The organism is Devosia sp. CN2-171, assembly GCF_049354815.1.
Lineage (GTDB): Bacteria > Pseudomonadota > Alphaproteobacteria > Rhizobiales > Devosiaceae > Devosia_A.
Window position 1 is genome coordinate 2,744,255 of sequence record NZ_CP186479.1, and the last position, 23,325, is coordinate 2,767,579.

The following is a 23,325-nucleotide window of genomic DNA, read 5'->3' on the forward strand; positions in this document are numbered from 1 at the left end:
ACCGGAATAGTCTGCAACTTTTTCCTGAAAGCGCTTAGGCCGCCGTCGGACGCCAGGCGATCGTGCCCTCGGTACGGGCCCGCACCTCCGGTGCCGCGAGGCAGCTGGTGACAAGATCGAGCCCCGGCGCGCCAGGCCACGCGCGGATGACCAGCGGCGGCGCGTGGTTGGCGGGGCAGTAGATGACGGTTTCGCCAGCGGGCGCGTCGAGATCGAGGATGGCGGAGGAACGGGTCAACACGATCAGCGGCGGCAGGGCAGGGCTGCGACGCCTGAGCCAGGCCGCCAGTGCTTCCTGCGTTGCCGCGTCGAGCCCCTGTTCGACGAGATCGACCACAATGGCTCCCTCCTCTGCACCGTCAATTCCGGCGAGCAGCGCGGTCAGGGCTTCGGTCTCGGTCGCGCCCTCGCCGACCAGCCAGTCGAGCGCTTCGCGCCCCCGTCCGCCGGCCTCGGCCTCCGCGTGCCGTTCGAGGCCGAGGAATGTCGCCCCCGGCAGAACCTCCGCGAGCTTCAGTGCCAGCTTGGTCTTGCCGCTGCCGAGCGGCCCGGTGAGGTAGGTGACGGGGTCGAGGGCACTGAGTTCGAAGTGCTCGCCGCCCCAGGGCCAGGGCAAATCGAAGGCGGCGGCTGGCGGGGCAGTGATCAGTTGCGTCAGTGTCGCGACGTTCGGCGCGCGCCCGGCGGCCAGTTCATTGCGCATCTCGCGCACGCGCGCGAGAGTAGAAGACATCGTCCGGACGTTGGCCTCGAGGGCCTGCTGATGCGCGTCCAGTGCCGCAGCCAGTGCGGCCGGTTCGCCGTCGAGGACGCGAGCGACCTGCGCGAGGCTGAGGCCAAGCGTACGGAGGGCGACGATGTCGCGGGCGCGGGCCATCTCTGCGGGCCCGTAGGTGCGCCAGCCCGCTGCGGTACGGACCGGATGGATCAGGCCACGCTGCTCGTAGAGGCGCAGGGCCTTGGCGGAAACACCGAGGCGCGTGGCGGCCTCGGTGGCAGTCAGGAATTGTGCGGTAGAGCTCACGAATCACCTCGCTGGTCTGGGACCGCTCCTTAATCGGGGCAGCCCCAAGGGCCAGGTCAACGGGGAAACGTGCGTCAGGCCGCGAAGCGCTGCGGGGCCGGCGGCTTGTTGCCGACGATCGTTTCGATCTCGGCCAGCACTTCGGGGGTGATCTTCGACTTATGCTGCAGCGCCTCGAGGTTGTCCTTGAGCTGGCTGAGCTTGGACGCGCCGAGGATTACGGTCGAGACGTTCGGGTTGGCGTTGCACCAGAGCAGCGCCAGGTGGTGGATCGGCAGGCCTACATCATCCGCGAGCTTGGCGAGCTTTTTCACCTTGGCCAGCTCGTCCTTGCCCTTGTCGCTCTCGAGCCGCTCCTTCAGCCACTCGTAGCCGGGCAGGTTCATGCGCGAATCGACCGGCACGCCGTCATTATACTTGCCGGTCAGGATGCCCGAGGCGAGCGGCGACCAGATGGTCGTGCCGAGCCCGAACAGGTTGTAGAGCGGCAGGAACTCGAGCTCGACCTTCTCGCGACGGAACAGGTTGTATTCGGGCTGCTCCATGGTCGGCGGCGTCAGGTGCTCCTGGCGCGCGATGGCGTAGGCCTCGGTGAGCTGCTGCGCCGTCCACTCGGACGTGCCCCAGTAGATGATCTTGCCCTGCTGGACGAGGTTGTGCATGGCGCGCACGGTTTCCTCGATCGGGGTATCGAGATCCGGGCGGTGGCAGAAATAGAGATCGAGGTATTCGACCTGCAGGCGCTTCAGCGCGGCGTGGGCGGCGTCGGTGACGTGCTTGGCGCTGAGGCCCTTCTGCGTCGGCTTGTCGCCGCCCCAGAACACCTTCGAGGAGACGGCATAGGTGTCGCGGCTCCAGTTCAGCGCCTTCAGCGCCTCGCCCATGACGATCTCGGCATTACCGCGCTCGTAGCCCTCGGCATTGTCGAAGAAGTTGACGCCGTTGTCATAGGCGTAACCCATCAGCGATGCGGCGGCGTCTTCGCCGACCTGCTTGCCGAAGGTCACCCATGCGCCAAACGAAAATTCGCTGACCTTGAGGCCAGACTTGCCCAAGCGGCGGTATTCCATGATGTCGATGTCCGTGAATTGGAGTCGAAGGAGGGAGCGGCACTCTATCGGCGGATACCGATGGAGACAATTGCGGTCGCGTGACAATCACTAAGGCGTTGACTTAAGCGTCTTCGGGCGTTAGTAAAGCGCTCACCTAAGTGACTGCCTCTATGGCGGTGCTTGGGGCCGTCCGGCTGCTGCCCGGTCGGCTGAGCCGGCGGCGGTGTCCTTGCGCTGGGTACGCATTGCCGCCGCCGGTTCGCCTTTCATCCCGGTTGTCACCCATCGCCCCGGGCGCCAGACTGGCGCGCAAAGGGAGATTGCGATGCGGTTCATCATCTATGGCCTCGGGGCGGTTGGCGGCACGATCGCCGCGGCGCTGACGCAATCGGGGCAGGCGGTCGTGGGGATCGCACGCGGCAAGATGCTGGAGGCCATCAAGGCCGATGGCCTGTTGTTCCGCACACCTGATGGCGCCGAGCGCGTACGGTTCCCGGTGTTTGCCGCCCCGGCCGAGATCGACTTTGAGAATGGCGATATCGCCGTGCTGACGATGAAGTCGCAGGATACCGCGGCGGCGCTGGTCGCCCTGCGCGATGCCGGCTTCGGCGACCGGCCGGTGGTCTGCGCGCAGAACGGGGTCAACAACGAGCGGCTGGCGCTGCGCTATTTCGCCAATGTCTACGGCGCGACGGTGATGACGCCGGCCGACTATACCATTCCCGGCGAGGTCACCTGCTTCGGCACGCCCCGGCATGCCATACTCGATATCGGACGCTATCCGCGCGGTCTCGACGACAATGTCACTGCTATCGCCGCGGCGCTGACGCGCGCCAACCTCGCCATCACGCCGATGGAAGAGGTGATGCGGTCCAAGTACGGCAAGCTCGTCGAGAACCTCGGCAATGTGGTTGAGGCGGCGCTCGGACAGCGCAGCGCCCCGCTCGAGACGCTCGCACGCGGCAACACATCGCCCGGGATCATGGCAGCGGCGCGCTCCGAAGCCGAAGCGGTCTATAGCGCAGCCGGCATCGAGCGGCTCGATGTCGGCTGGGGCTCGGCGCGCCGCAAGGGCGTTATGGAGATGGGCCCGGTCGAGGGCTATGCGCGCGTCGGCGGCTCGTCGACGCAAAGCCTCAAGCGCGGCGCCGGCAGCATCGAGACGGACTTCCTCAACGGCGAGATCGTGCTCTTGGGGCGACTCCATGGCGTGCCGACGCCGGTGAATGCGGCATTGTGCGAGATCGGCCGCGAACTGGTGGGGGAAGGAGCGGTTCCGGGCTCGATGAGCGCGGAGGCTCTGAGCCGGCGGCTCGGCCTCGGCTGAGCTTGCGCTTTCAGCCCAGCAGCGCTATATCAGCGCCAACAACATCTCTGGCTGTAAAGCGGAGTGGGTGCCTGACCGGCCCCCGCTCTTTTTGTTTTCAAGGGGCTCATGAGCTTCGATCTCAACGAAAAACGCTACATCAAGGAAACCGGGCTCGAAGCGCGGATCGCCCGCATTGTCGAACCGGTGGCCAATGACCTCGGCTATAGCCTCGTGCGGATCAAGATGACGCAGGAGAACGGCCTGACGCTGCAGATCATGGCCGAGGACGCGACGGGGCGCTTCACGATCACCGACTGCGAGCGGCTGAGCAAGGACGTCTCGCCCGTGCTGGACGTCGAGGACCCGATCGACCGCGAATATCACCTCGAGGTGTCGTCGCCGGGCATCGACCGTCCCCTGGTCCGCGCCCGCGATTTCGCCACTTACATCGGCCATGAAGCCAAGATCGAGCTCTCCGACCTGCTCGATGGCCGCAAGCGCTTCCGCGGCATCATCAAGGCCGTCGACGCCGACACGGTGACCGTCACCCTGCCCGATGCGCCCAAGGACACCGACCCCGACCACAAGCTGCCGCTGATGCTCTTGGCCGAGGCCAAGCTGGTGATGACCGACAAGCTCATGAACATGGCGCAGGTCGACCAGGAAGAATTCCCCATCGACGACGATGAAGAAATCGAGACCGTCGAGTTGCCTGAAGAAACTGCCGACTCTGAACAGGAGACCAACTAAATGGCCGTTAGCGCGAACCGTCTGGAACTGCTCCAGATCGCCGATGCCGTTGCCCGCGAGAAGTCGATCGACCGCATCATCGTCATCGAGTCGATGCAGGACGCCATCGAGAAGGCGGCCAAGACCCGCTACGGCGCCGAGACCAATGTGCGCGCCGAGATCAACCCCAAGACCGGCGAGCTGCGCCTGTGGCGCCTGCTCGAAGTCGTCGAGGCCGTCGAGGAGCCGGGCCGCCAGATCGAACTGAAATATGCCAAGCAGAAGGCCGCGGACGCCAAGATCGGCGACTTCCTGACCGAGCCGCTGCCGCCGATCGAGTTCGGCCGCATTGCCGCCCAGTCGGCCAAGCAGGTGATCGTGCAGAAGGTGCGCGATGCCGAGCGCGACCGCATGTACGAAGAGTACATCAACCGCGTCGGCGAGATCGTCAACGGCACGGTCAAGCGCGTCGAATACGGCAATGTGATCGTCGATCTCGGCCGTGGCGAAGCCATCATCCGCCGCGACGAGCTGATCCCGCGCGAGCTCTACCGCTACGGCGATCGCGTCCGCGCCTATATCTACGACGTCCGCCGCGAGCAGCGCGGGCCGCAGATTTTCCTGTCGCGCACGCATCCGCAGTTCATGGCCAAGCTGTTCATGCAGGAGGTGCCGGAAATCTACGACGGCATCATCGCCATCCGCTCGATCGCCCGCGATCCGGGCAGCCGCGCCAAGATCGCCGTGACTTCGTCGGATAGCTCGATCGACCCGGTCGGCGCCTGCGTCGGTATGCGCGGTTCGCGCGTCCAGGCGGTGGTTGCCGAACTCCAGGGCGAGAAGATCGACATCATCCCGTGGACCGAGTCGATCGCCGACCTCGTCGTCTCGGCGCTGCAGCCGGCCGATGTCGCCAAGGTCGTGCTCGATGAGCAGGTCGAGCGCATCGAGGTCGTGGTGCCGGACGAGCAGCTGTCGCTCGCGATCGGCCGCCGCGGCCAGAACGTGCGCCTCGCTTCGCAGCTGATCGGCTGGGATATCGACATCCTCACCGAGCAGGAAGAGAGCGAGCGCCGCCAGAAAGAATTCACCGAGCGCTCGGCATTGTTCATGCAGGCCCTTGATGTTGACGAGATGGTTGCCCAACTACTGGCTTCCGAAGGCTTCTCGTCGGTCGAAGAGCTCGCCTATATCGACCTCTCCGAAATCGCCTCGATCCAGGGCTTCGACGAAGAGACTGCTGGCGAGATCCAGCAGCGCGCGGTGGACTATCTCAACGCCATCGAGAAGGCCAATGACGACGAGCGCATCAAGCTCGGCGTGCTGGACGAGCTCTACGAGATCCCGGGCCTCAATGCGGCCATGCTGGTCGCGCTGGGCAAGGAAGACATCAAGTCCATCGAGGATTTCGCCGGCTGCGCCGCCGATGACCTCGTGGGCTGGACCGAACGCAAGGACGGCGAGACCAAGCGCTTCGACGGCACCTTCAAGGACTTCCCGGTTTCCCGCGAGGAAGCCGAGGAGATGATCCTGCAGGCCCGTCTCAAGGCCGGCTGGATCACCGAGGAAGACCTCGCCGTCGCCGAAGAGGCGATCGAGGAAGAGGGAGCGCCCGCGTAATCGGGTGCTTTTGAGCCCCGGTGGCTGGTCGTGAAGACACTGAGCGCATGTGCGCGCTGACCCGTGAGGTGAAGCCCGCATCCGAGCTCATCCGGTTCGTCGTCTCACCCGACGGCGAGCTGGTTCCCGATACGGACGCCAAGGCCGAAGGCCGCGGCGTCTGGGTTACCCTCGGCGCCAGCAAGGTCGCCGAGGCGCAAAAGAAGAAGGCCTTCGCCAAAAGCCTCAAGGCCGAAGTGAAGGTGCCCGATGATCTGAGCGGGCTGACGCGCCGGCGACTCGAAGAGCGGTATCTCTCCGCCCTCAGTCTCGCCCGGAAGGCGGGGCAGCTGATCACCGGGTCGAGCAAGGTGAAGTCGGCGATCGAAGCCGGCGAAGTCATCGGCCTCATCACCGCGACCGACGCGGCCGAGGACGGCAAGAAGAAGCTCCTGGGCTCGCTCAAGGGCTACACGATGGCGGCGGAAGAAGCGGGCTTAAACCCGCCGGAAACCCCGCATTTCGAATTACTCGATTCGGGCCAAATGGGTTTGGCACTCGGGATCGAAAATGTGATACATGCTGCGCTCATTAAAGGGGGCGCGGCCCAGGCGGCGGTGCAACGGGGTGAAAGACTCACCCGTTACAACGCCAACTAGATGGGTTATTCGAGCGGCGCGGTAAGCGCTACGCCGCCCCCTGAGCCCGACAATCGGACGTGAACGGAAGCGCGGTGACGCACTTCCACGGGCACGTTTCGTGAAGGAAGACGCGAGATACATGGCTGATAACGACGACAAGCAAGACTCTGGTGCAGGCAAGAAGACGCTGACCTTGAAGGGGGCTCCCAACCTGGGGAACCGCCCGAACATGGCGCGCTCCTCGCGCACCGTGGTCGTCGAGAAGCGTACCCGGTTCGTCCCGGCGGGCACTCCGAGCTCGCATGCCCCGCATGTGCCGCACGGCTCTACCGGTGCGCCGCGCCCGCAGCAGACGGGCGGCGGATCGTCGGCTCCGGCTGGCGGACGCCCGGCTTCGTCCGGTGCGCCGCAGGGTGGCCGTCCGAATTACGACAACCGCTCCAACCAGTCGCGGCCGCCGCTCCGTTCCGGAAGTGGCCCGCGTCCGGGTGGTGGCCTGAGCGCCACGGAAGCCGACGCCCGCGTCCGCGCCCTGCGTGAGGCTGCCGGCCGCCAGGCCGAGGACGAAGCCCGCGCCCGCGCCGAGGATGCCCGTCGCGCCGAGGAAGATGCACGCCGCCGCGCCCTCCGCGAAGAGGCACAGCGCGCCGAAGACGCCAAGGTCCGTGCCGCCGAGGCCGAGAAGGCACTCGAGGAAGTCGCCGAGATTTCGACCGTATCGCGTGAGCCGCGCGTGTCGCCGGCCCGTCGTGCCGCCGAAACCGCACCGCAGCGCCGCCCCACGCCGACCCCGCCCGGCGCCAATATTCCGCCGGCCCCGCCGTCGGAGGCCGATGGCCGCAAGACTCGTACTGCTCCGGCAGCGCGTCCGCTGGTCAGCGCCAATGAACTGGAGAACGCCCGTCGCGGTGGTGCGGCTCGCGTTCCGGCAACACCGGAACGTCCGACCCGTCGCGCCGGCGAAGAGGCGTTCGCCCGCAGCCGCCTGACGGTGACCAATGCGGGCTCCGAGTCCGATCGCGACAAGGGTCCGTCCCTTGCGGCCATGCGCCGCCGTCGCGACAAGAAGATGGGCCGCAACCAGCAGGCCGCGCCCAAGCTCAGCCGTGAAGTGACGATTCCCGAGGCGATCACCGTCCAGGAACTCGGCAACCGCATGGCCGAACGTGCCGTGGACATCATCAAGATCCTGATGGCCCAGGGCCAGATGGTGAAGATCACCGATATCCTCGATGCCGACACTGCCGAACTGATCGCCACCGAACTCGGCCACACGGTCAAGCGCGTGTCCGATGCGGACGTCGAAGAGGGCCTCTACGACATCCCGGCCGACGACAAGGCCGAGGACCTGACCAACCGCGCGCCGGTCGTGACCATCATGGGCCACGTCGACCACGGCAAGACCTCGCTGCTCGATGCGATCCGCGAGACCAACGTCGTTTCGGGCGAAGCCGGTGGCATCACCCAGCATATCGGCGCCTATCAGGTCGAAAAGAACGGCCAGAAGATCACCTTCCTCGATACCCCAGGCCACGAGGCGTTCACCGCCATGCGTGCCCGCGGCGCCCAGGCGACGGATATCGCGGTGCTGGTGGTGGCGGCCGATGACGGCGTGATGCCGCAGACGATCGAATCCATCAAGCACGCCAAGGCGGCCGGGGTTCCGATCATCGTGGCCATCAACAAGATGGACAAGCCGTCGGCCAATCCGCAGCGCGTCCGTACCGAACTGCTGCAGCACGAAGTGTTCGTCGAATCGATGGGCGGCGATGTGCTGGACGTCGAAGTCTCGGCGGTCACCAAGGCCGGCCTCGACAAGCTGCTCGAGACCATCCTGCTGCAGGCCGAAGTGCTCGAACTCAAGGTGGCCCGCGATGGGCGCGCCGAGGGTCTGGTCATCGAAGCCAAGCTCGACAAGGGCCGTGGCGCAGTGGCTACCGTGCTGGTGCAGCGCGGCACGCTCGCGATCGGCGACATCGTCGTTGCCGGCACCGAGTTCGCTCGCGTCCGTGCGCTGATCAACGACAAGGGCGAGCAGGTCAAGGAAGCCGGCCCGTCCATTCCGGTGGAAGTGCTGGGCTTTACCGGCGTGCCGTCGGCCGGCGACCGCTTCAGCGTGGTCGAGACCGAGGCGCGTGCCCGTGAAGTGACCGAGTATCGCCAGCGTGCGATCCGCGAGAAGACCGCGGGCGGTGGCGCCACCAGCCTCGAGCAGATGATGAATCAGCTCAAGGCCTCGGGCGTCAGCAAGTTCCCACTGATCATCAAGGGCGATGTGCAGGGCTCGGTCGAAGCGATCAACGCCTCGCTCAACAAGCTCTCGACCGACGAAGTGTCGGCGCAGATCCTGATGAGCGGCGTGGGCGCGATCACCGAATCCGACGTGACGCTGGCTTCGGCCTCGAACGCCATCATCATCGGCTTCAACGTCCGCGCCAACAAGCAGGCCTCCGATCTCGCCACCCGCGAGGGCATCGAGATCCGCTACTACAACATCATCTACGACCTCGTGGATGACGTGAAGGCGGCGATGTCTGGCCTGCTCAAGCCGGAGCGTCGCGAGACCTTCATCGGCTACGCCGAGATCCTCGAAGTGTTCAACATCACCAAGGTCGGCAAGGTCGCCGGCTGCCGTGTCACCGAGGGTATCGTCGAACGCGGCGCCGGTGTGCGCTTGTTGCGCGACAACGTCGTTATCCACGAAGGCAAGCTCAAGACGCTCAAGCGCTTCAAGGACGAAGTCAAGGAAGTGCCGGTCGGCCAGGAATGCGGCATGGCCTTCGAGAACTACGAAGACATCCGCGCCGGCGACGTCATCGAATGCTTCCGCGTGGAGCAGGTGACGCGCACGCTGTAACGTGTTGGTAGAGGCTTACGAGCTATTCGTAGTGCCTCTGCCTTACGCTAGGGTCGGTGTTGTAACTTCCGCCGCCAGCGCCAATTGACCTGACCCTCTTGACGTAGGATCCTAGATTTATGCCTGTCTACGTGGTTGTTGTTAAGAAGGGCAAGGTGCAGGTGGCAGAGCAAATTGCTGCTCTCCCAAAGGATTCTGTTTACGCCCTAAGCGACAACTCGTGGCTCGTGGACTACGAGGCGACAACTCAGGCTTTCGCCGAGGCCATAAAGATTCGCACGAACAACGATGTTAGCGCCATCGCATTTCCAATATCGAACTACTCTGGTCGATTCCCAACTGACGTTTGGGAGTGGCTCAAGCTGCACATGGTCCGGCGAGGCGAGAATTGACCGGCAGAGCACCGACTCGTTCTAGAGTAACGGAGACGGTGTCTTCGGATATTGACTTTGAGACCAGCGATCCGCCTGGCGATAGGTCTGGGTACAGCTTTGCCCTTCAGGCCATAATGGAACTAAAGGGCTCGCAAGGGGGAATTGCCGCCAACCTCGAGACGCTGACCAAAGCGATAGAAAAACAAGGCGAGAAGCTTGACGCAATTGCGGAGCTTAAGAGCGATGTGCGTGACCTAACTACTCGACTGGCAGCAGCCAGCGACGAGATCAAGGAAGCCCGGCTGAAACTCGATAAGGTCCGCCTTTGGATAGCCGGTGTTGGCGGAGTCGTTCTCATACTGGGTGTTTTGGCGCAGTTCGCGGTGAGGTTGCTGCCGGCGCCTACGGCCGCGCCGGTTCCGATCAACGTAACACTAAGCCAACCGACCGCCATCGTCCCGGCGCCCGCACTCCCCTCACCGACCCAACCCGTCCCATAACCGTTCCCCGGGACTGATCGACTACACGCCGCGGACCGTGCCATAGCCGAAGTGGCTGGACCGCAATCGTTCCTCGGCCGCCTCCCCGTTTGGCCGGTTTCACAACCAGCGGCCGCACCTTAGGATTGTTTTCGATTCTGAGGTGATTTGATGCGTGGAGTCGGCGGCAGAAGCGGCGGGGGACGTGGTCTCAACGGCCCCGACATCCCCGACGCACTGCCCTTCGACAAGGGCGAGCGCCTGAAAACCTTCCGCCATCTCGGCCGCCTGTTCGCACAGATGTGGCGCACCAGCCCATGGCTGATGTCGCTGTCGATCGCGCTGCGTCTCGTCGTCGCCGTCCAGCCGCCGCTGGTGCTGCTGTTCACCAAGCTGATCATCGACGAAGTGGTCCAGCAGACCGGTCTCGGCAGTGCCGGGCCCGAAGTCACCGACTGGGTCGAAAGCGGCCGGCTCACCTACCTGGCTCTGCTGCTCGGCGCCGAGTTCGCCCTCGTCTTCGCCCGCGATGCTTTCAACCGCGCGATCAACGTGGTCGACGGCATCCTGGGAGAGAGCCACTCCAATGCTGTCAGTCTCGAGCTGATGCAGCATGCGGCCGAACTCGACCTCAAGCATTTCGAGCAGTCCGAATACCAGGACAGCCTCGAGCGGGCGCGTCGGCAGGCGGGATCGCGCTCCACCGTGATCTCCCAACTCTTCGGCCAAGCCCAGGCGATGATCACTGCCATCGCGCTGGCGGCGGGACTGTTCGTCTATGCTCCGCTGCTGATCGGGCTGCTCGTAGTGGCGCTGATCCCAGCCGTGTGGGGCGAGTTCAAGTTCAACCGCCTCGCCTATTGGATCTCCCACAACCGCTCGCCCGAGCGGCGGCAGCTCGAGTACCTGCGCCAGATCGGGGCCAGCGCCGACAGCGCCAAGGAGATCAAGCTGTTCGGGCTGGGCGGGTTCCTCTCCGGTCGATTCAAGACGCTGAGCGACCAGATCCTCATCGAGAACCGCAACCTCTCGATCAAGCGGGCGCTGCAGACGGGGCTCCTCGCCTCGCTCTCCACCCTCACCTACTACGCCGCCTACGCCTACATCGTGTGGCGGACGCTGCACGGCGAGTTTTCGATCGGCACGCTGGTGTTCCTGTCCGGCAGCTTCAGCCAGCTCAACGGGTACCTGCAGCAGATCCTGATCGGCTTCACCCAGATCGCGGGCCAGTCGCTCTATCTCGACGACCTGTTCGGCTTCTTCGAGATCAAGCCGACCATCACCGACCCGGCCGACCCCAAGCCCTTCCCGGTGCCGCTCCGGCAGGGCATCGTGTTCGAGGATGTCGGCTTCCGCTATCCCGGCTCGGACCGCTGGGCCGTGCGCAACCTGAGCTTCACTGTGGCCGCCGGCGAAACTCTCGCGCTCGTGGGCGAGAACGGAGCGGGCAAGACCACCATCGTCAAGCTGATGACCCGGCTCTACGACCCGGACGAGGGCCGCATCACCGTTGACGGCATCGACATCCGTGACTTCGCACTCGCCGACCTCCGGACCCATATCGGCGCCATCTTCCAGGATTTCCTGCGCTACAGCTTCTCGGCCGCCGACAATATCGGCGTCGGCCGCATCGAGGCTGCGTCCGACCGGGAGCGCATCGTCTCGGCCGCCCGGCAGAGCCTGGCGGACCCGGTGATCCAGCGCCTGCCCGGCGGCTACGACCAGATGCTGGGCCGCACCTTCGCCAAGGGTCACGACCTTTCCGGCGGCGAGTGGCAGAAGCTCGCCATCGCCCGCGCCTACATGCGCGACGCCGAGATCATCATCCTCGACGAGCCCACCGCAGCGCTCGATGCGCGCGCCGAAGCAGAGGTATTCACGCGCTTCAAGAACCTCGCAGAAGGCACCACGGCCGTCCTCATTTCGCACCGGTTCTCGACCGTGCGCATGGCCGATCGCATCGTCGTGCTCGCCGATGGCAGGATCGAGGAGGCCGGCACCCATGCCGAACTCATGGTCAACGGCGGGCGCTATGCCGAGCTGTTCGAGCTGCAGGCTTCCGGATATCGCTAAGCCATTGGCGTTGCGTGCGAAGCTGCGGGAATCCCTTTCCCGGCTTTGACTATACCGAAACTGCTGATACAAATCCCGATGACCATTGGGGACGTCGATTCATGAGCCGGAATTTCCTGCTTGTCGATCCGGAGGAGAGGCCGGAGGTGCTGAAGGCGCTTGCCTCGGAAGTCCGGGTGGCGATCCTGAAGCTGCTCCACGTCGAGGGGCCGATGAATGTCAACGACATCGCCGCCAAGCTGAAACAGCCGCAATCGACGATCTCATCGAACATGCAGACGCTGGTCGATGCGGGGCTCGTCCGCACCGAGACACAGAAGGCGCGCAAGGGCAACCAGAAGATCTGCCACAGCCTGTTCGACGAGGTGCTGGTGATGTTCAAGGAGGACATCCGGCCGCTCAAATCGAACGCGATCGAGGTCGCCATGCCGCTCGGGCTCTATACCAGCTGCGAGGTGTCGGCGCCGTGCGGGCTGTGCTCTACCGAGGGGATCATCGGCCTCCTCGACGTGCCCGATACCTTCCTCGATCCGGACCGGATGCGGGCGGGTTTGATCTGGTTTACAAGGGGTTACCTCGAATATCAGTTCCCCAATAACGCCCGGCTGGCGCAGCAGCGGATCACCTCGATGGAGTTCTCGCTCGAGCTTTCGTCCGAGGTGCCAGGTACAAGCGCGGACTGGCCGAGCGACATCACGATCTCGGTCAATGGCCAGGATATCGGCACCTGGACGTCGCCTGGCGATTTCGGCGACAAGCGCGGCGTCTATACGCCCGACTGGTGGAAACTGAAGGGCAGCCAGTACGGCAAGCTCAAGGGTTTCCGGGTCAACGGCACCGGCACGTTCGTCGATGGGGTGAAGATATCCCCGGTGTCGCTGAAGGATCTCGACCTCGACACGCACCACTCGATCCGGCTGCGGATCGGGGTGAAGGAGGATGCCAAGCACCCCGGCGGTATCAACATCTTCGGGCACGGCTTCGGCAACTACGACCAGGACATCGTGCTCCGGATCGAAGTGGAACAGTGACCTCCCGGACGGCGAAAGTCGGCACTTTGGCTACGTACAGGCCATGAACTTCTGCCAGTCCGCCGGGCCCCCTTGACGGGCTCCGGTCGGTTCCATATCAAGCTACGCGATATAAATCCAAAAAACGGGTCTATGGAGGAGCCGATGCGGGCGACGGTTACGGCGCACAAGGACTACACTATTTCCAAGATCGACGACCGGGTCTACGGGGCGTTCCTCGAGCACCTCGGCCGGGCGATCTACACGGGCATTTACGAGCCCGGCCATCCGACCGCCGACGAGAACGGCATGCGCGGCGACGTGGCCGAGCTCGTGAAAGAGCTCAAGGTCCCGATGGTGCGCTACCCGGGCGGCAACTTCGTTTCGGCCTATAACTGGGAAGACGGCGTCGGCCCGCGCGAAGAGCGCCCGACCCGGCTCGACCTCGCCTGGCACACGTCCGACAGCAATGCCGTCGGCGTCCACGAATTCGCCGACTGGTGCGCCAAGGTCGATACCGAGATGATGCTCGCCATCAACCTCGGCTCGCGCGGGCTCGACGACGCGCGCAACTTCCTCGAATACGTCAACGGCCCAACCGGCTCGTACTGGGGCGACCTGCGCAAGAAGAACGGCCGCGCCGACCCGTTCAACGTCAAGCTCTGGTGCCTCGGCAACGAGATGGACGGCCCCTGGCAGGTTGGGCACAAGACGGCCTACGAGTACGGGCGGCTGGCCAACGAAGTGGCCAAGACCATGCGCGCCTTCGACAAGAAGCTCGAACTGATCGTCTGCGGCTCGTCGCACTCGAACATGCCGACCTATCCCGACTGGGAGCGCGAGGTGCTCGAGCACACCTACGAGAATGTCGACCACATCAGCCTGCACATGTATTTCGCCAACCGCGAAAACGAGCAGGCGCTCATCGAGGGCGCCGGTCCCGATGTGCTGGCACGGAATACAGCCAACTACCTGGCGCTCAACGAGAAGCTCGACAGCTATATCGCGACGGTCGCCTCGACCATCGACTTCGTGAAGTCGAAGAAGCGTTCGAAGCACAAGGTCTATATCAGCTTCGACGAGTGGAACGTCTGGTACCACTCGAACAAGCAGGATCGCAAAATCCTCGACGGCAATGACGGGTGGCCACATGCCCCGCGCCTGCTCGAGGACATCTACAATTTCGAGGACGTGCTGCAGGTCGGCTTGATCCTCAACACCTTCATCCGCCGCTCAGATGTGGTGAAGCTCGCCTGCATCGCCCAGCTGGTGAACGTGATCGCCCCCATTATGACCGATCCCAAGGGCCAGGCCTGGCGGCAGACGATCTACTACCCCTACTACTTCGCCTCGGTGTTCGGCCGCGGTACGGCGCTGCAGCTCGACGTGAAGTCGCCGGGCTACGACGCCATCCATGGCGACAATGTCGGCTATGTCGACGTCTCGGGCGTCCACAACGAGGAGGAGGGCACGGTCAGCTTCTTCGCCGTGAACCGCAATCCGGGCGAGACGATCGATGTCGAGCTCAGCCTCGAAGGCTTCGGCCAGGGCTCGGTGATCGACCACCAGGTGATGACGCATCGCGACCTGCGCGCGGTCAACACCGGCGCCGACCCGAACAACGTCGTGCCGGCGAAGGGCAGCGGCGCCAAGGTCGACGGCAAGGTGCTCAGCGTGAAGCTGCCGCCGCACTCGTACCAGATGATCCGCGTGAAGATCTGATCTGACTATGTCCTCCCCCGTTTACGGGGGAGGATCACCGGCACGCTCGCGGCCAAGCTAGGTCGCGCTTTACGCCCCGCGGCCGGCATGCTCTGGCTGGGCCATGCCAAGATACTCTGCCAACCTGAGCTTCCTCTATCCCGAGTTGCCGTTCTCCGAGCGCTTCGCCGCGGCCCGGCGCGATGGCTTTGCAGCTGTCGAGTACGTGTCGCCTTACGACCTGCCGCCGGAGACGGTGGCTGGCCTGTTGCGGGAAAACGGGCTTGAGCAGGTGCTGTTTAACCTGCCGACGGGCGACTGGGGGGCGGGTGAGCGGGGCATTGCCTGCCTGCCCGACCGGGTTGCAGAGTTCGAAGCCAGCGTCGAGACGGCGATCCGCTACGCCACGGCGCTCGGCTGCAGTCGCGTCCACTGCATGGCCGGGCTCGCGCCTGGTGATGCCGACCCGGCGGAGCTCGAAGCCACCTTCGTCGCCAATCTCCGCCATGCGGCACCGCGCCTCGCCGCGGCCGGGGTACAGTTGCTCATCGAACCCATCAATACGCGCGACATACCGGGCTATTTCCTGCCGACGGTCGCCATGGCCGAGCGCATCCTCGACACGGTGGCGGAGGACAACCTCTTCATCCAGTACGACATCTACCATGCGCAGGTGATGCAGGGCGCCCTCGTGCCGACCTACGCGCGGCTCAGGCACTGCATCGCCCATATCCAGATCGCCGACCACCCGGGCCGCAACGAGCCGGGCAGCGGCGAGATCAACTACCGCTTCGTGCTGCAGGAACTGGATCGGCTTGGCTACGACGGCTGGGTGGGGTGCGAGTATAAGCCGAGCAGCGGGGCGGGCGCGGAGCTGGGGTGGATGCGGGAGATGGGGTGAGTTGCTTGCGGCGACGGTTGAGGTTGCCGACCAGCAGCGCCACGCCCACGATGTCATCCCTGCGAAGGCAGGGATCCATGCTACCACCCGCGCCAGCTGAGAGTTGGATCCCTGCTTTCGCAGGGATGACAGCTGGGGGTTGGGCGAAATGCGGGCAAACCGCACCATGCACCTGCGCCATGTTTGTTTCCTGTTTGTTCCCATGCTATCCTCGTCGGGAACGAGGATTTCTCCCATGGCCAACCGGGCTGGAAGCGCTGATTTGCCGCTGCACGGCGGGCGGGTGCCGAAGTGGCTGAGCGAGCGGATGGCGCGCCTCGGTGCGGTGATCTGCCAGGCGATCGCACATGAATATGGTCGCGATGAACTGCTGAGCCGGCTGGCCAACCCGTTCTGGTTCCAGTCGTTCGGCGCCGTGATGGGCATGGACTGGCATTCGAGCGGCATCACCACCAGTGTCATCGGAGCTCTGAAGGGCGGGCTGCGGCCGCTGGAGCGTGAATTGGGGCTGCATGTCTGCGGCGGGCGCGGGCGCCATTCGCGCAAGACACCGGACGAGCTGGTGGCGATCGGCCACCGGGTCGGCTTCGATGGCGCGGCGCTCGCGCGCGCCAGCCGGCTGGTGGCCAAGGTCGACAGCGCGGCGGTGCAGGACGGGTTCGAGCTCTATCTCCACGGCTTCATCGTCGCCGATGACGGCAAGTGGGTGGTGGTGCAGCAGGGAATGAAGGGCGATGCCAAGACCGCCCGGCGCTACCACTGGCAATCGGCTGGGCTCGCGAGCTTCGTCGAGACACCGCATGCCGCCATCGAGGGCGCGTCGCAGGGGACGATCGTCAACCTGACAGACGCCCGTGCCGCCCGCTCGCGCAATGCGCAGGCGGTGCTGCTTGGTGCGATGGGACCGGACGCGATCGTGCGCGAGGTCGCGCAGATCGAGGGGATCGTCGAGCCGGCGCCGGTCGAAAGCGACGAGCCGATGCTGCCGCACCTCATCATGCCCGAGCACCACGACATCCGGCCCAAGGACGTGATGCTGCGCCGGCTGCACGGCAGCCTCGCCGCGGCCGCCGACCGGGCGCCAGCGGATTTCACCGAGTTGCTGCTGGTGCCGGGCGTCGGGGCCCGCACGGTGCGCGCGCTGGCGCAAGTGGCAGAGGTGGTGCATGGCGCGCCGCACCGCTTCGCCGATCCCGGGCGCTTCGCCATGGCACATGGCGGCAAGGACGGACATCCCTTCCCGGTGCCGCTCAAGGTCTACGACGAGACCATCCGGGTGCTGAAATCAGCCGTGGGCAAGGCCCGGCTGGGTGCGGATGAGGAACTGGCGGCGATCAGGCGGCTCGACGTGCAGGCCCGGGCGATGGAGGGGGCTGGCGGGCCGGGGTTCCACGAGTTCATCGCCGAGGAGCGGCGCCGCTCACCGGAATATGGCGGGCGGACGGTGATGGACGATGCGCCCAATGCCTACGCAAGGGCGAAGATGCGGGTTTAGGGAGCGAGTGGTTGCATCTGAGCGCCACACACTGGCTGTCATCCCTGCGCAGGCAGGGATCCAACTCTCAGGTGGCGCAGGCGGATGGTTGGGTCCCTGCTTTTGCAGGGATGACACCCGGTGGATGGGCAAGATTCGACGCGAGCGCGGACCTCGATTGGTCCGCAGGTCGAGCACGGGGATGTCGGTGATGGGGTGGCGAGGGTAGTCGTAGCTTCTGTGGGTCGCCGGGGAGATTGCGCCCCCTCCGTCTGGCTACGCCTGACACCTCCCCCGCCCCGCGGGGGAGGATAAGGAGGCGGCAGCCTCAGGCTGCGTCCGGGTGCTGGAACACCAACGTCGCGTTGGTGCCGCCGAAGCCGAAGCTGTTGCTCAGCGCGATTCCGACGTCTGCGTTGTCGCGGCGCTTTCTGAGGATCGGCATGTCGGCGAAGGCCGGGTCGAGTTCCTCGATGTTGGCGCTTTCGCACAGGAACCGGTTCTGCATCATCAGGATGCAATAGATCGATTCCTGGACGCCGGTGGCGCCGAGTGAGTGGCCGGTGAGCGACTTGGTGGCCGAGATCGGCGGGCAGTCTTCGCCCGAACCAAAGACGGCGCGGATCGCTTCCATTTCCTTCAAATCCCCGACCGGGGTCGAGGTGGCATGCGGGTTGATGTAATCGACTTCGCCCTTCACCGTCGCGAGCGCCTGCTGCATGCAGCGGATGGCGCCTTCGCCCGATGGAGCGACCATGTCGTAGCCGTCCGAGGTGGCGCCGTAGCCGACGAGTTCGGCGAGGATGTTGGCGCCGCGGGCCTTGGCGTGCTCGTATTCCTCGAGCACGACGACGCCGGCGCCGCCGGCGATGACGAAGCCGTCGCGCTTTGAATCATAGGCGCGCGAGGCCACTTCGGGGGTGGCGTTGAAGTCGGTGGACATAGCACCCATGGCGTCGAAGAGGTTCGACAGCGACCAGTCGAGATCCTCGTGGCCGCCGGCGAAGACGATGTCCTGCTTACCCCACTGGATCTGCTCGTAGCCGGCGCCGATGCAGTGCTTACTCGTCGCACAGGCCGAGGTGATCGAATAGTTGACCCCCTGGATGCCGAAGGGCGTGGCGAGCGTCGCCGAAGCGGTCGAGCTCATCGCCTTGGGCACGGCGAGCGGCCCGATGCGCTTGGGGCCGCGCTCGCGCGTGATGTCGGCGGCTTCGATCAGGGTCGGGGTGGACGGACCACCCGAGCCCATGATGATGCCGGTGCGCGGGTTCTTGATGTCTTTCTCTTCGAGCCCGGAATTGGCGATCGCCTCCTGCATGGCGATGTAGTTCCAGGCGGCACCTTTACCCATGAAGCGGGTGGTGCGGCGGTCGAGCACCTCGAACGGATCGAGTTTGGGCGCGCCATGCACCTGGCAGCGGAAATTGTACTTGGCGTAGTCCTCGGCGAAGACGATGCCGGACTTGGCCTCCCGGAGGCTCACCACCACTTCATCGAGATTGTTGCCGATGGAGGAAACAATCCCCATTCCGGTGATGACGACACGTCTCATCGCAGTATCCTCCCGCCCGCGGTCAGCTGAAGAGGCCGACCCGAAGGCCGGACATTTCATAGATGATCTGGCCGTCGGCCTTCACCCAGCCATCGGCGATGCCGAGCACGAGCTTGGATTTCATCACCCGCTTCAGGTCGATGCCATACTCGACGAGTTTGACATCATTGGTGATCTGGCCGGAAAATTTCACTTCGCCGCAGCCGAGGGCGCGGCCCTTGCCGGGCGAACCGTCCCAGCAGAGGTAGAAGCCGAGCATCTGCCAGACGGCGTCGACACCCAGGCAGCCCGGCATCACCGGGTCGCCGATGAAATGGCATTGGAAGAACCACAGGTCGGGGTTCACATCGAGTTCGGCCCGCACCAGGCCCTTGCCATAGGCACCCCCTTCGCGGCTCACCTGGGTGATGCGATTGAACATCAGCATGGGCGGAGCCGGCAGCTGCGCATAGCCGGGGCCGAACAGCTCGCCCTTGCCGCTCAAGATCAGGTCGTCATAGCCGTAGGCGTTCTTCCGATCCGTCATTGGCCGGGGCATCTCCGCTCGCATAAGTGGGTTCGTTACTAGAGAGGGCGGGTCGGGGGGTCAAGCAGCGCTTGGGGGTGGGGACCGCGACTTAACCCCGCGACCGACCGCCGCTTGTGCAGGGCGGTGCTCAAAGTTATAAGCTCGAAGTCTGACAGGGCCTGTCACCAAAGGTAGAGATGACCGACCGCAGCCTTATGAGCCGTCCCGTTCCGTCGCGCCGACCCTGCCTGACGGCGGTGTTGCGCATGGCCGGACTGCGACCGACCCGTCAACGCGTGGCGCTGGCCGAACTGCTGTTCGGGGGCGCGCATCGGCATGTGAGTGCCGAGCAGCTGCACGCCGAGGCGAACATGGCACACGTAAATGTGTCGCTGGCGACGATCTACAACAGCCTGCACCAGTTCCGCGAGGCGGGGCTCTTGCGCGAAGTGGCTGTGGATGCGTCGCGGTCGTATTTCGACACGGACACGTCGGATCACCACCATTTCTATCTCGAGGACGAGCAGCGGGTGATCGACATCCCCTCCTCGGCGATCGTGATCCAGAACCTGCCCGAGCCGCCGATGGGCATGGATATCACCCATGTCGACGTGGTGGTGCGAGTGAAGAAGAGCCGGAGCTGAGGCTCCGGGCTGCGCGAGTTATCGCCACCCGGCGCGCAACGCATCATTCCAGCGCCGCTCCACACCGATGGGTGGCATGCGCACTAATAGGCGAGGTGCGCCCCGCCCTAACGCCCGCGCCGTGGGCCGAACGCCAGGTCGAACAGATCGCGGGCGGTGCGGAGGCGGGAGGGGGTGGGCCATTCCGGGCCGGTAGTGGGCGCGGTGGCGATGTCGCGGCCCCAGCGGTGGCGCAGAACATCCTTGTAGAGATAACTGGCGGGGATCATGACAAGTCTCCTTTCGACTTGAACCGATTCAATCAGTCAACGGATGACCGCTTGAATCGGTTCAATTCATACTCCATCACAGATGAGTGTCAAGCAGAAATTGAACCGATACAATCGAGATGCTATAGGGGGCCACTGCCGCGATTGCGGCCGAAGGAAACGAAAGGCAGGGCATGGCGCGGGATCTGGTGCGCTTGAGCGATGTGGCGAAGGCGGCGGGCGTGTCGCAGGGCACGGCGTCGAACGTGTTCAGCCGACCTGACCTCGTGCGCGAGGAAGTGCGCGAGCGGGTGCGTGAGACGGCGCGAAAGCTCGGCTATGCCGGGCCCGATCCGCGCGGCCGGCTGCTGCGGGCCGGCAAATCCAACGCCATCGGCGTCGCTACGGCCGAACCGCTCTCTTATTTCTTCGACGATCCCTTTGCGCGCGAGCTGATGCGCGGCATTTCCGAGGCCTGCGACGAGCGGGCGGCCGGGCTGGCGCTGGTTTCGGCGCGCAATGACGAGCGACTGGCCTGGAACATCCAGAGCGCGCTGGTCGACGGCTTCGTGCTGCTCTGCATCGAGAACGGCGAGAAGCTGGTGGAACTGACGCGCGAGCGACAGCTGCCGTTCGTCGCGCTGGCGCTGGGCAAGCCCGACGAGAGCATCTCGGCGATCGGCGTCGACGATTACGCCGGGGCGCAGATGGCGGCGCGGCATCTCGGCGAGCTCGGGCATCGCCGCTTCGGCATCCTGGCGCTCGAGTTCGACGACCTCACCGAGGGGCCGGTGGACGATGCGCGCATCGCCGGGGCCACCTATTCGACCTCACGCGACCGCGCCAACGGCTATTTCGAGGAACTGGCGCTCTATGGCGTCACGCGTCAAAGCATCCCGATCTACGAGACGCGCAGCAGCGCCGAGAGCGTCAGCCGCGGCCTCGATCATATCCTCGGCCAGTCGACGCCCACGGCAATCCTCTGCATGTCGGACCGTGTCGCCATGTTCGCCATCGAGGAGCTGGCGCGGCGCGGGCTGAGCGTACCGGGCGACATCTCGATCGTCGGCTTCGACGGCGTGCCGGAGGCCGCGACCTTCGCGCCGCCGCTCACCACCATTGCGCAGCCGATCGCCGAGATCGGGCGACGGGCGGTGAAGGCCATCCTCGAGGGTGACGGCGCGGTGCATCGCGAAGTGCTGCCGCTGGAACTGGTGGTGCGCCAGAGCGCGGCGCGCGCCGGATAGTGACTTGCATAACCGGCGCTGGCGCACCAGATTCAGCGCCATGCGCACACTGATCGCCATTGCCGCTGTTCTTGCGCTCGCGACGGGCGCCGAGGCCTATTGCCCGCCGGTGCCGGACACGGCCGAGACGGCGTATTCGCTGAACAACCTGAACCGCACGCTGTGCCTGCAACGTGAACTGGTCCAATCGGCAAATGCCCAGGCCAACAAGGCGCTGATAGACCTGCAGCTCCAGCAGCTGCAGCGCGACATGCTGCAGCAGAAATTCCAGCTGCAGCAGCTGCAAACCTTCGGGACGCCGAACTACCTCTTGCCGAAGCTTTGAGGCCATCGACGCGCCGCGACGGTCGTCCGCCAGTGCAGCTCAGTCCTCGCCCCCGCTCTTCTCGTCGTAGATGCGCTGCGACTCCTTGATGCCCGGCTGTTGCGATCTCACCCATGAGGCAAGCGTCTGCAACGGCTGCTGCAGCGACTGCCCGCGTTCCGTCAGCTCGTAGTCGACGCGGGGAGGGATGGTCGCGAACGATGTGCGTTTGACCATCCCGTCGCGCTCGAGCCCCCTTAGCGTAATCGTCAGCATGCGGTGGGAGATGCCCGGGATGGCGCGCTGCAATGCATTGAAGCGCAGCGGACCGTGCGACAGGACACCGACGACCATGATCGTCCACTTGTCGCCGATGCGGTCGAAAATCTGTCCGAGCGCCCTGCAGTTCTCGGCGCCCTCATGGGCATAGTCGATTTCAACAAGCTTCAGTTCCGGCACGGCCATCGGCTTCCCCATTACGATCATCGGTGATCGTGACGATCATTTCGAACCGTTCTTGCGGGCCATGTTACGCTCGATCATATCGTTACGCACGAAAAGTTCGTATCGAGAGGTTCAAGCATGATTATCGGTGTTGGTGGCGCGAGCGGCAATCTCGGCCAGGCCGTCCTTCGCGAGCTGCAGGCGCGCGCTGGGGGTCACAAAGTCATCGCCATTTCCCGCACGCCCGAAACAGCGCCGGCCGGCGTTGAGGGTCGGCTCGGGGACTATGACAAGCCGGAAACGCTGGCCGAGGCCTATGCAGGTCTCGACCGCCTGTTGCTCATTCCCACCAGTGACATGCGTCCCGGGGTGCGGGGCGATCAGAATATCGCCGGTATCCGAGGGGCGGTCGCAGCGGGGGTGAAGCACGTCGTGCTGATCTCTGCCGCCGGTACCCGCCAGCAGGAGGAGCCGGCGATCGGGGCGTCCTACTGGCGCGGTGAGCAGGAGCTGATCAGGACGGCGCCAAAGTGGACGGTGCTGCGGATGAACTACTATGCCGAAAGCCTCATCGACGAAGTGCAGATGTCGGCGGCGCAAGGCGCCCTTGCGGGCATCGCCGAAAATCGCGTCGCATTCGTATCTCGCGACGACATCGCGGCGGCGGCGGCCGGTCTCCTGATCGGGGATGGTCACGTCGGCGCCATCTATAATGCTACTGGTTCGCGGACCTACACCGGCGCCGAGCGGGCCGCCCTCATTTCCGAGATAACGGGCAAACCCCTCGGATACATTACAGTCCCGGCCGAGGCTCTTCGGGCGGGAATGATCCAGGCGGGCCTTCCCGATTTCGTCGCCAACGCCGTGATCAGCATCCAGAGCAATTTCGCGGATGGGGCTCTGGACATCGTCACCGGCGATATCGAGAAACTCGGCGGCCGACCGCCGAAAGACCTGCGCGACGTCCTCGCCGCCGCCCTCAAGCCGGCGGCCTGATACGAGGCGCAATGCGGGGGCCCGGAGGGATCTCATGGGGGGCCCGGCCTGCGCCGGGGGAACGTCGTGAATGGGGCAAGGACAGATGGCAGACCTCTCGCGCCGGCTGTCATCCCTGCGAAAGCATCCCTGCTTTCGCAGGGATGACAGCGGAGA

At 64.9% G+C, this 23,325-nt stretch carries 22 protein-coding genes; 16 read left to right on the forward strand and 6 right to left on the reverse strand.

Annotated elements, in window-relative coordinates:
- Positions 1-34 precede the first annotated feature (34 nt).
- Together ACOYW5_RS13585 and ACOYW5_RS13590 are read right to left on the reverse strand one after the other, a co-directional pair.
- The gene (locus ACOYW5_RS13585) at positions 35-1,024 is read right to left on the reverse strand and encodes a MerR family transcriptional regulator (RefSeq protein WP_423065425.1); all 990 of its coding nucleotides are present in this window, start codon (positions 1,022-1,024) and stop codon (positions 35-37) included.
- 74 nt (positions 1,025-1,098) lie between these two features.
- On the reverse strand, positions 1,099-2,094 hold the full coding sequence (locus ACOYW5_RS13590; RefSeq protein ID WP_423065426.1) for a potassium channel beta subunit family protein: 996 nt from the start codon (positions 2,092-2,094) through the stop codon (positions 1,099-1,101).
- A 307-nt stretch (positions 2,095-2,401) separates the two neighbouring features.
- On the opposite strand from ACOYW5_RS13590, the gene ACOYW5_RS13595 reads away from it, so the two are divergent.
- From ACOYW5_RS13595 to ACOYW5_RS13650, 12 genes are all read left to right on the forward strand, one after another.
- A complete protein-coding gene (locus tag ACOYW5_RS13595) occupies positions 2,402-3,403 on the forward strand; it encodes a ketopantoate reductase family protein (RefSeq protein ID WP_423065427.1) in 1,002 nt (333 codons plus the stop codon).
- Positions 3,404-3,511: 108 nt separating this feature from the next.
- Positions 3,512-4,135: a ribosome maturation factor RimP gene (gene rimP / locus ACOYW5_RS13600; protein ID WP_423065428.1), complete on the forward strand. Its 624-nt coding sequence runs from the start codon at positions 3,512-3,514 to the stop codon at positions 4,133-4,135.
- Positions 4,136-5,734, forward strand: a complete 1,599-nt coding sequence (nusA, locus tag ACOYW5_RS13605) for a transcription termination factor NusA (protein ID WP_423065429.1) — start codon at positions 4,136-4,138, stop codon at positions 5,732-5,734.
- A gap of 20 nt (positions 5,735-5,754) precedes the next feature.
- Positions 5,755-6,372 carry an RNA-binding protein gene (locus ACOYW5_RS13610; RefSeq protein WP_423065430.1) on the forward strand — a complete coding sequence of 206 codons (618 nt, stop codon included), beginning with the start codon at positions 5,755-5,757 and terminating at the stop codon, positions 6,370-6,372.
- Between the two features lie 121 nt (positions 6,373-6,493).
- The gene (gene infB / locus ACOYW5_RS13615) at positions 6,494-9,211 is read left to right on the forward strand and encodes a translation initiation factor IF-2 (RefSeq protein ID WP_423065431.1); all 2,718 of its coding nucleotides are present in this window, start codon (positions 6,494-6,496) and stop codon (positions 9,209-9,211) included.
- A gap of 119 nt (positions 9,212-9,330) precedes the next feature.
- A complete protein-coding gene (locus ACOYW5_RS13620) occupies positions 9,331-9,603 on the forward strand; it encodes a hypothetical protein (RefSeq protein ID WP_423065432.1) in 273 nt (90 codons plus the stop codon).
- Positions 9,604-9,719: 116 nt separating this feature from the next.
- Positions 9,720-10,085 carry a hypothetical protein gene (locus ACOYW5_RS13625; RefSeq protein WP_423065433.1) on the forward strand — a complete coding sequence of 122 codons (366 nt, stop codon included), beginning with the start codon at positions 9,720-9,722 and terminating at the stop codon, positions 10,083-10,085.
- A gap of 150 nt (positions 10,086-10,235) precedes the next feature.
- Positions 10,236-12,137 (forward strand): ABC transporter ATP-binding protein, encoded by a 1,902-nt coding sequence (locus ACOYW5_RS13630; RefSeq protein ID WP_423065434.1) that lies wholly within the window; start codon positions 10,236-10,238, stop codon positions 12,135-12,137.
- A 101-nt stretch (positions 12,138-12,238) separates the two neighbouring features.
- Positions 12,239-13,168, forward strand: a complete 930-nt coding sequence (locus ACOYW5_RS13635) for an ArsR/SmtB family transcription factor (protein WP_423065435.1) — start codon at positions 12,239-12,241, stop codon at positions 13,166-13,168.
- A 144-nt stretch (positions 13,169-13,312) separates the two neighbouring features.
- Positions 13,313-14,869: an alpha-N-arabinofuranosidase gene (locus tag ACOYW5_RS13640; protein ID WP_423065436.1), complete on the forward strand. Its 1,557-nt coding sequence runs from the start codon at positions 13,313-13,315 to the stop codon at positions 14,867-14,869.
- A 103-nt stretch (positions 14,870-14,972) separates the two neighbouring features.
- Positions 14,973-15,749, forward strand: coding sequence for a 2-oxo-tetronate isomerase (gene otnI / locus ACOYW5_RS13645; RefSeq protein WP_423065437.1), 777 nt, complete (start codon positions 14,973-14,975; stop codon positions 15,747-15,749).
- 235 nt (positions 15,750-15,984) lie between these two features.
- Entirely contained in the window at positions 15,985-17,244 is a 1,260-nt protein-coding gene (locus tag ACOYW5_RS13650; protein WP_423065438.1) for a DUF763 domain-containing protein, read from the forward strand.
- Between the two features lie 307 nt (positions 17,245-17,551).
- Here ACOYW5_RS13650 and fabB read toward each other — a convergent pair whose 3' ends face one another.
- Positions 17,552-18,778 (reverse strand): beta-ketoacyl-ACP synthase I, encoded by a 1,227-nt coding sequence (gene fabB / locus ACOYW5_RS13655; protein ID WP_423065439.1) that lies wholly within the window; start codon positions 18,776-18,778, stop codon positions 17,552-17,554.
- Positions 18,779-18,800: 22 nt separating this feature from the next.
- A complete protein-coding gene (fabA, locus tag ACOYW5_RS13660) occupies positions 18,801-19,304 on the reverse strand; it encodes a 3-hydroxyacyl-[acyl-carrier-protein] dehydratase FabA (RefSeq protein ID WP_423065440.1) in 504 nt (167 codons plus the stop codon).
- Between the two features lie 197 nt (positions 19,305-19,501).
- Between fabA and irrA the strand changes: the two genes are divergently transcribed.
- Positions 19,502-19,930 (forward strand): iron response transcriptional regulator IrrA, encoded by a 429-nt coding sequence (gene irrA / locus ACOYW5_RS13665; RefSeq protein WP_423069465.1) that lies wholly within the window; start codon positions 19,502-19,504, stop codon positions 19,928-19,930.
- A gap of 107 nt (positions 19,931-20,037) precedes the next feature.
- Here irrA and ACOYW5_RS13670 read toward each other — a convergent pair whose 3' ends face one another.
- On the reverse strand, positions 20,038-20,199 hold the full coding sequence (locus ACOYW5_RS13670; RefSeq protein WP_423065441.1) for a hypothetical protein: 162 nt from the start codon (positions 20,197-20,199) through the stop codon (positions 20,038-20,040).
- Between the two features lie 173 nt (positions 20,200-20,372).
- On the opposite strand from ACOYW5_RS13670, the gene ACOYW5_RS13675 reads away from it, so the two are divergent.
- Positions 20,373-21,425 carry a LacI family DNA-binding transcriptional regulator gene (locus ACOYW5_RS13675; protein WP_423065442.1) on the forward strand — a complete coding sequence of 351 codons (1,053 nt, stop codon included), beginning with the start codon at positions 20,373-20,375 and terminating at the stop codon, positions 21,423-21,425.
- 40 nt (positions 21,426-21,465) lie between these two features.
- Complete coding sequence (locus tag ACOYW5_RS13680; protein ID WP_423065443.1) at positions 21,466-21,750, forward strand: hypothetical protein; 285 nt, start codon at positions 21,466-21,468, stop codon at positions 21,748-21,750.
- 39 nt (positions 21,751-21,789) lie between these two features.
- Here ACOYW5_RS13680 and ACOYW5_RS13685 read toward each other — a convergent pair whose 3' ends face one another.
- A complete protein-coding gene (locus ACOYW5_RS13685; protein WP_423069466.1) occupies positions 21,790-22,206 on the reverse strand; it encodes a winged helix-turn-helix transcriptional regulator in 417 nt (138 codons plus the stop codon).
- Positions 22,207-22,311: 105 nt separating this feature from the next.
- Here ACOYW5_RS13685 and ACOYW5_RS13690 point away from each other — a divergent pair, with 105 nt between their 5' ends.
- Positions 22,312-23,169, forward strand: a complete 858-nt coding sequence (locus ACOYW5_RS13690; RefSeq protein ID WP_423065444.1) for an SDR family oxidoreductase — start codon at positions 22,312-22,314, stop codon at positions 23,167-23,169.
- Positions 23,170-23,325: the final 156 nt, after the last annotated feature.

Coding starts and splice junctions, on each gene's coding strand:
- ACOYW5_RS13590 (WP_423065426.1), bottom strand. CDS start 2,094: ATGGAATACCGCCGCTTGGGCAAGTCTGGCCTCAAGGTCAGCGAATTT.
- ACOYW5_RS13595 (WP_423065427.1), top strand. CDS start 2,402: ATGCGGTTCATCATCTATGGCCTCGGGGCGGTTGGCGGCACGATCGCC.
- rimP (WP_423065428.1), top strand. CDS start 3,512: ATGAGCTTCGATCTCAACGAAAAACGCTACATCAAGGAAACCGGGCTC.
- nusA (WP_423065429.1), top strand. CDS start 4,136: ATGGCCGTTAGCGCGAACCGTCTGGAACTGCTCCAGATCGCCGATGCC.
- infB (WP_423065431.1), top strand. CDS start 6,494: ATGGCTGATAACGACGACAAGCAAGACTCTGGTGCAGGCAAGAAGACG.
- ACOYW5_RS13620 (WP_423065432.1), top strand. CDS start 9,331: ATGCCTGTCTACGTGGTTGTTGTTAAGAAGGGCAAGGTGCAGGTGGCA.
- ACOYW5_RS13625 (WP_423065433.1), top strand. CDS start 9,720: ATGGAACTAAAGGGCTCGCAAGGGGGAATTGCCGCCAACCTCGAGACG.
- ACOYW5_RS13630 (WP_423065434.1), top strand. CDS start 10,236: ATGCGTGGAGTCGGCGGCAGAAGCGGCGGGGGACGTGGTCTCAACGGC.
- ACOYW5_RS13635 (WP_423065435.1), top strand. CDS start 12,239: ATGAGCCGGAATTTCCTGCTTGTCGATCCGGAGGAGAGGCCGGAGGTG.
- ACOYW5_RS13640 (WP_423065436.1), top strand. CDS start 13,313: ATGCGGGCGACGGTTACGGCGCACAAGGACTACACTATTTCCAAGATC.
- otnI (WP_423065437.1), top strand. CDS start 14,973: ATGCCAAGATACTCTGCCAACCTGAGCTTCCTCTATCCCGAGTTGCCG.
- ACOYW5_RS13650 (WP_423065438.1), top strand. CDS start 15,985: ATGGCCAACCGGGCTGGAAGCGCTGATTTGCCGCTGCACGGCGGGCGG.
- fabB (WP_423065439.1), bottom strand. CDS start 18,778: ATGAGACGTGTCGTCATCACCGGAATGGGGATTGTTTCCTCCATCGGC.
- fabA (WP_423065440.1), bottom strand. CDS start 19,304: ATGACGGATCGGAAGAACGCCTACGGCTATGACGACCTGATCTTGAGC.
- irrA (WP_423069465.1), top strand. CDS start 19,502: ATGAGCCGTCCCGTTCCGTCGCGCCGACCCTGCCTGACGGCGGTGTTG.
- ACOYW5_RS13670 (WP_423065441.1), bottom strand. CDS start 20,199: ATGATCCCCGCCAGTTATCTCTACAAGGATGTTCTGCGCCACCGCTGG.
- ACOYW5_RS13675 (WP_423065442.1), top strand. CDS start 20,373: ATGGCGCGGGATCTGGTGCGCTTGAGCGATGTGGCGAAGGCGGCGGGC.
- ACOYW5_RS13680 (WP_423065443.1), top strand. CDS start 21,466: ATGCGCACACTGATCGCCATTGCCGCTGTTCTTGCGCTCGCGACGGGC.
- ACOYW5_RS13685 (WP_423069466.1), bottom strand. CDS start 22,206: ATGGGGAAGCCGATGGCCGTGCCGGAACTGAAGCTTGTTGAAATCGAC.
- ACOYW5_RS13690 (WP_423065444.1), top strand. CDS start 22,312: ATGATTATCGGTGTTGGTGGCGCGAGCGGCAATCTCGGCCAGGCCGTC.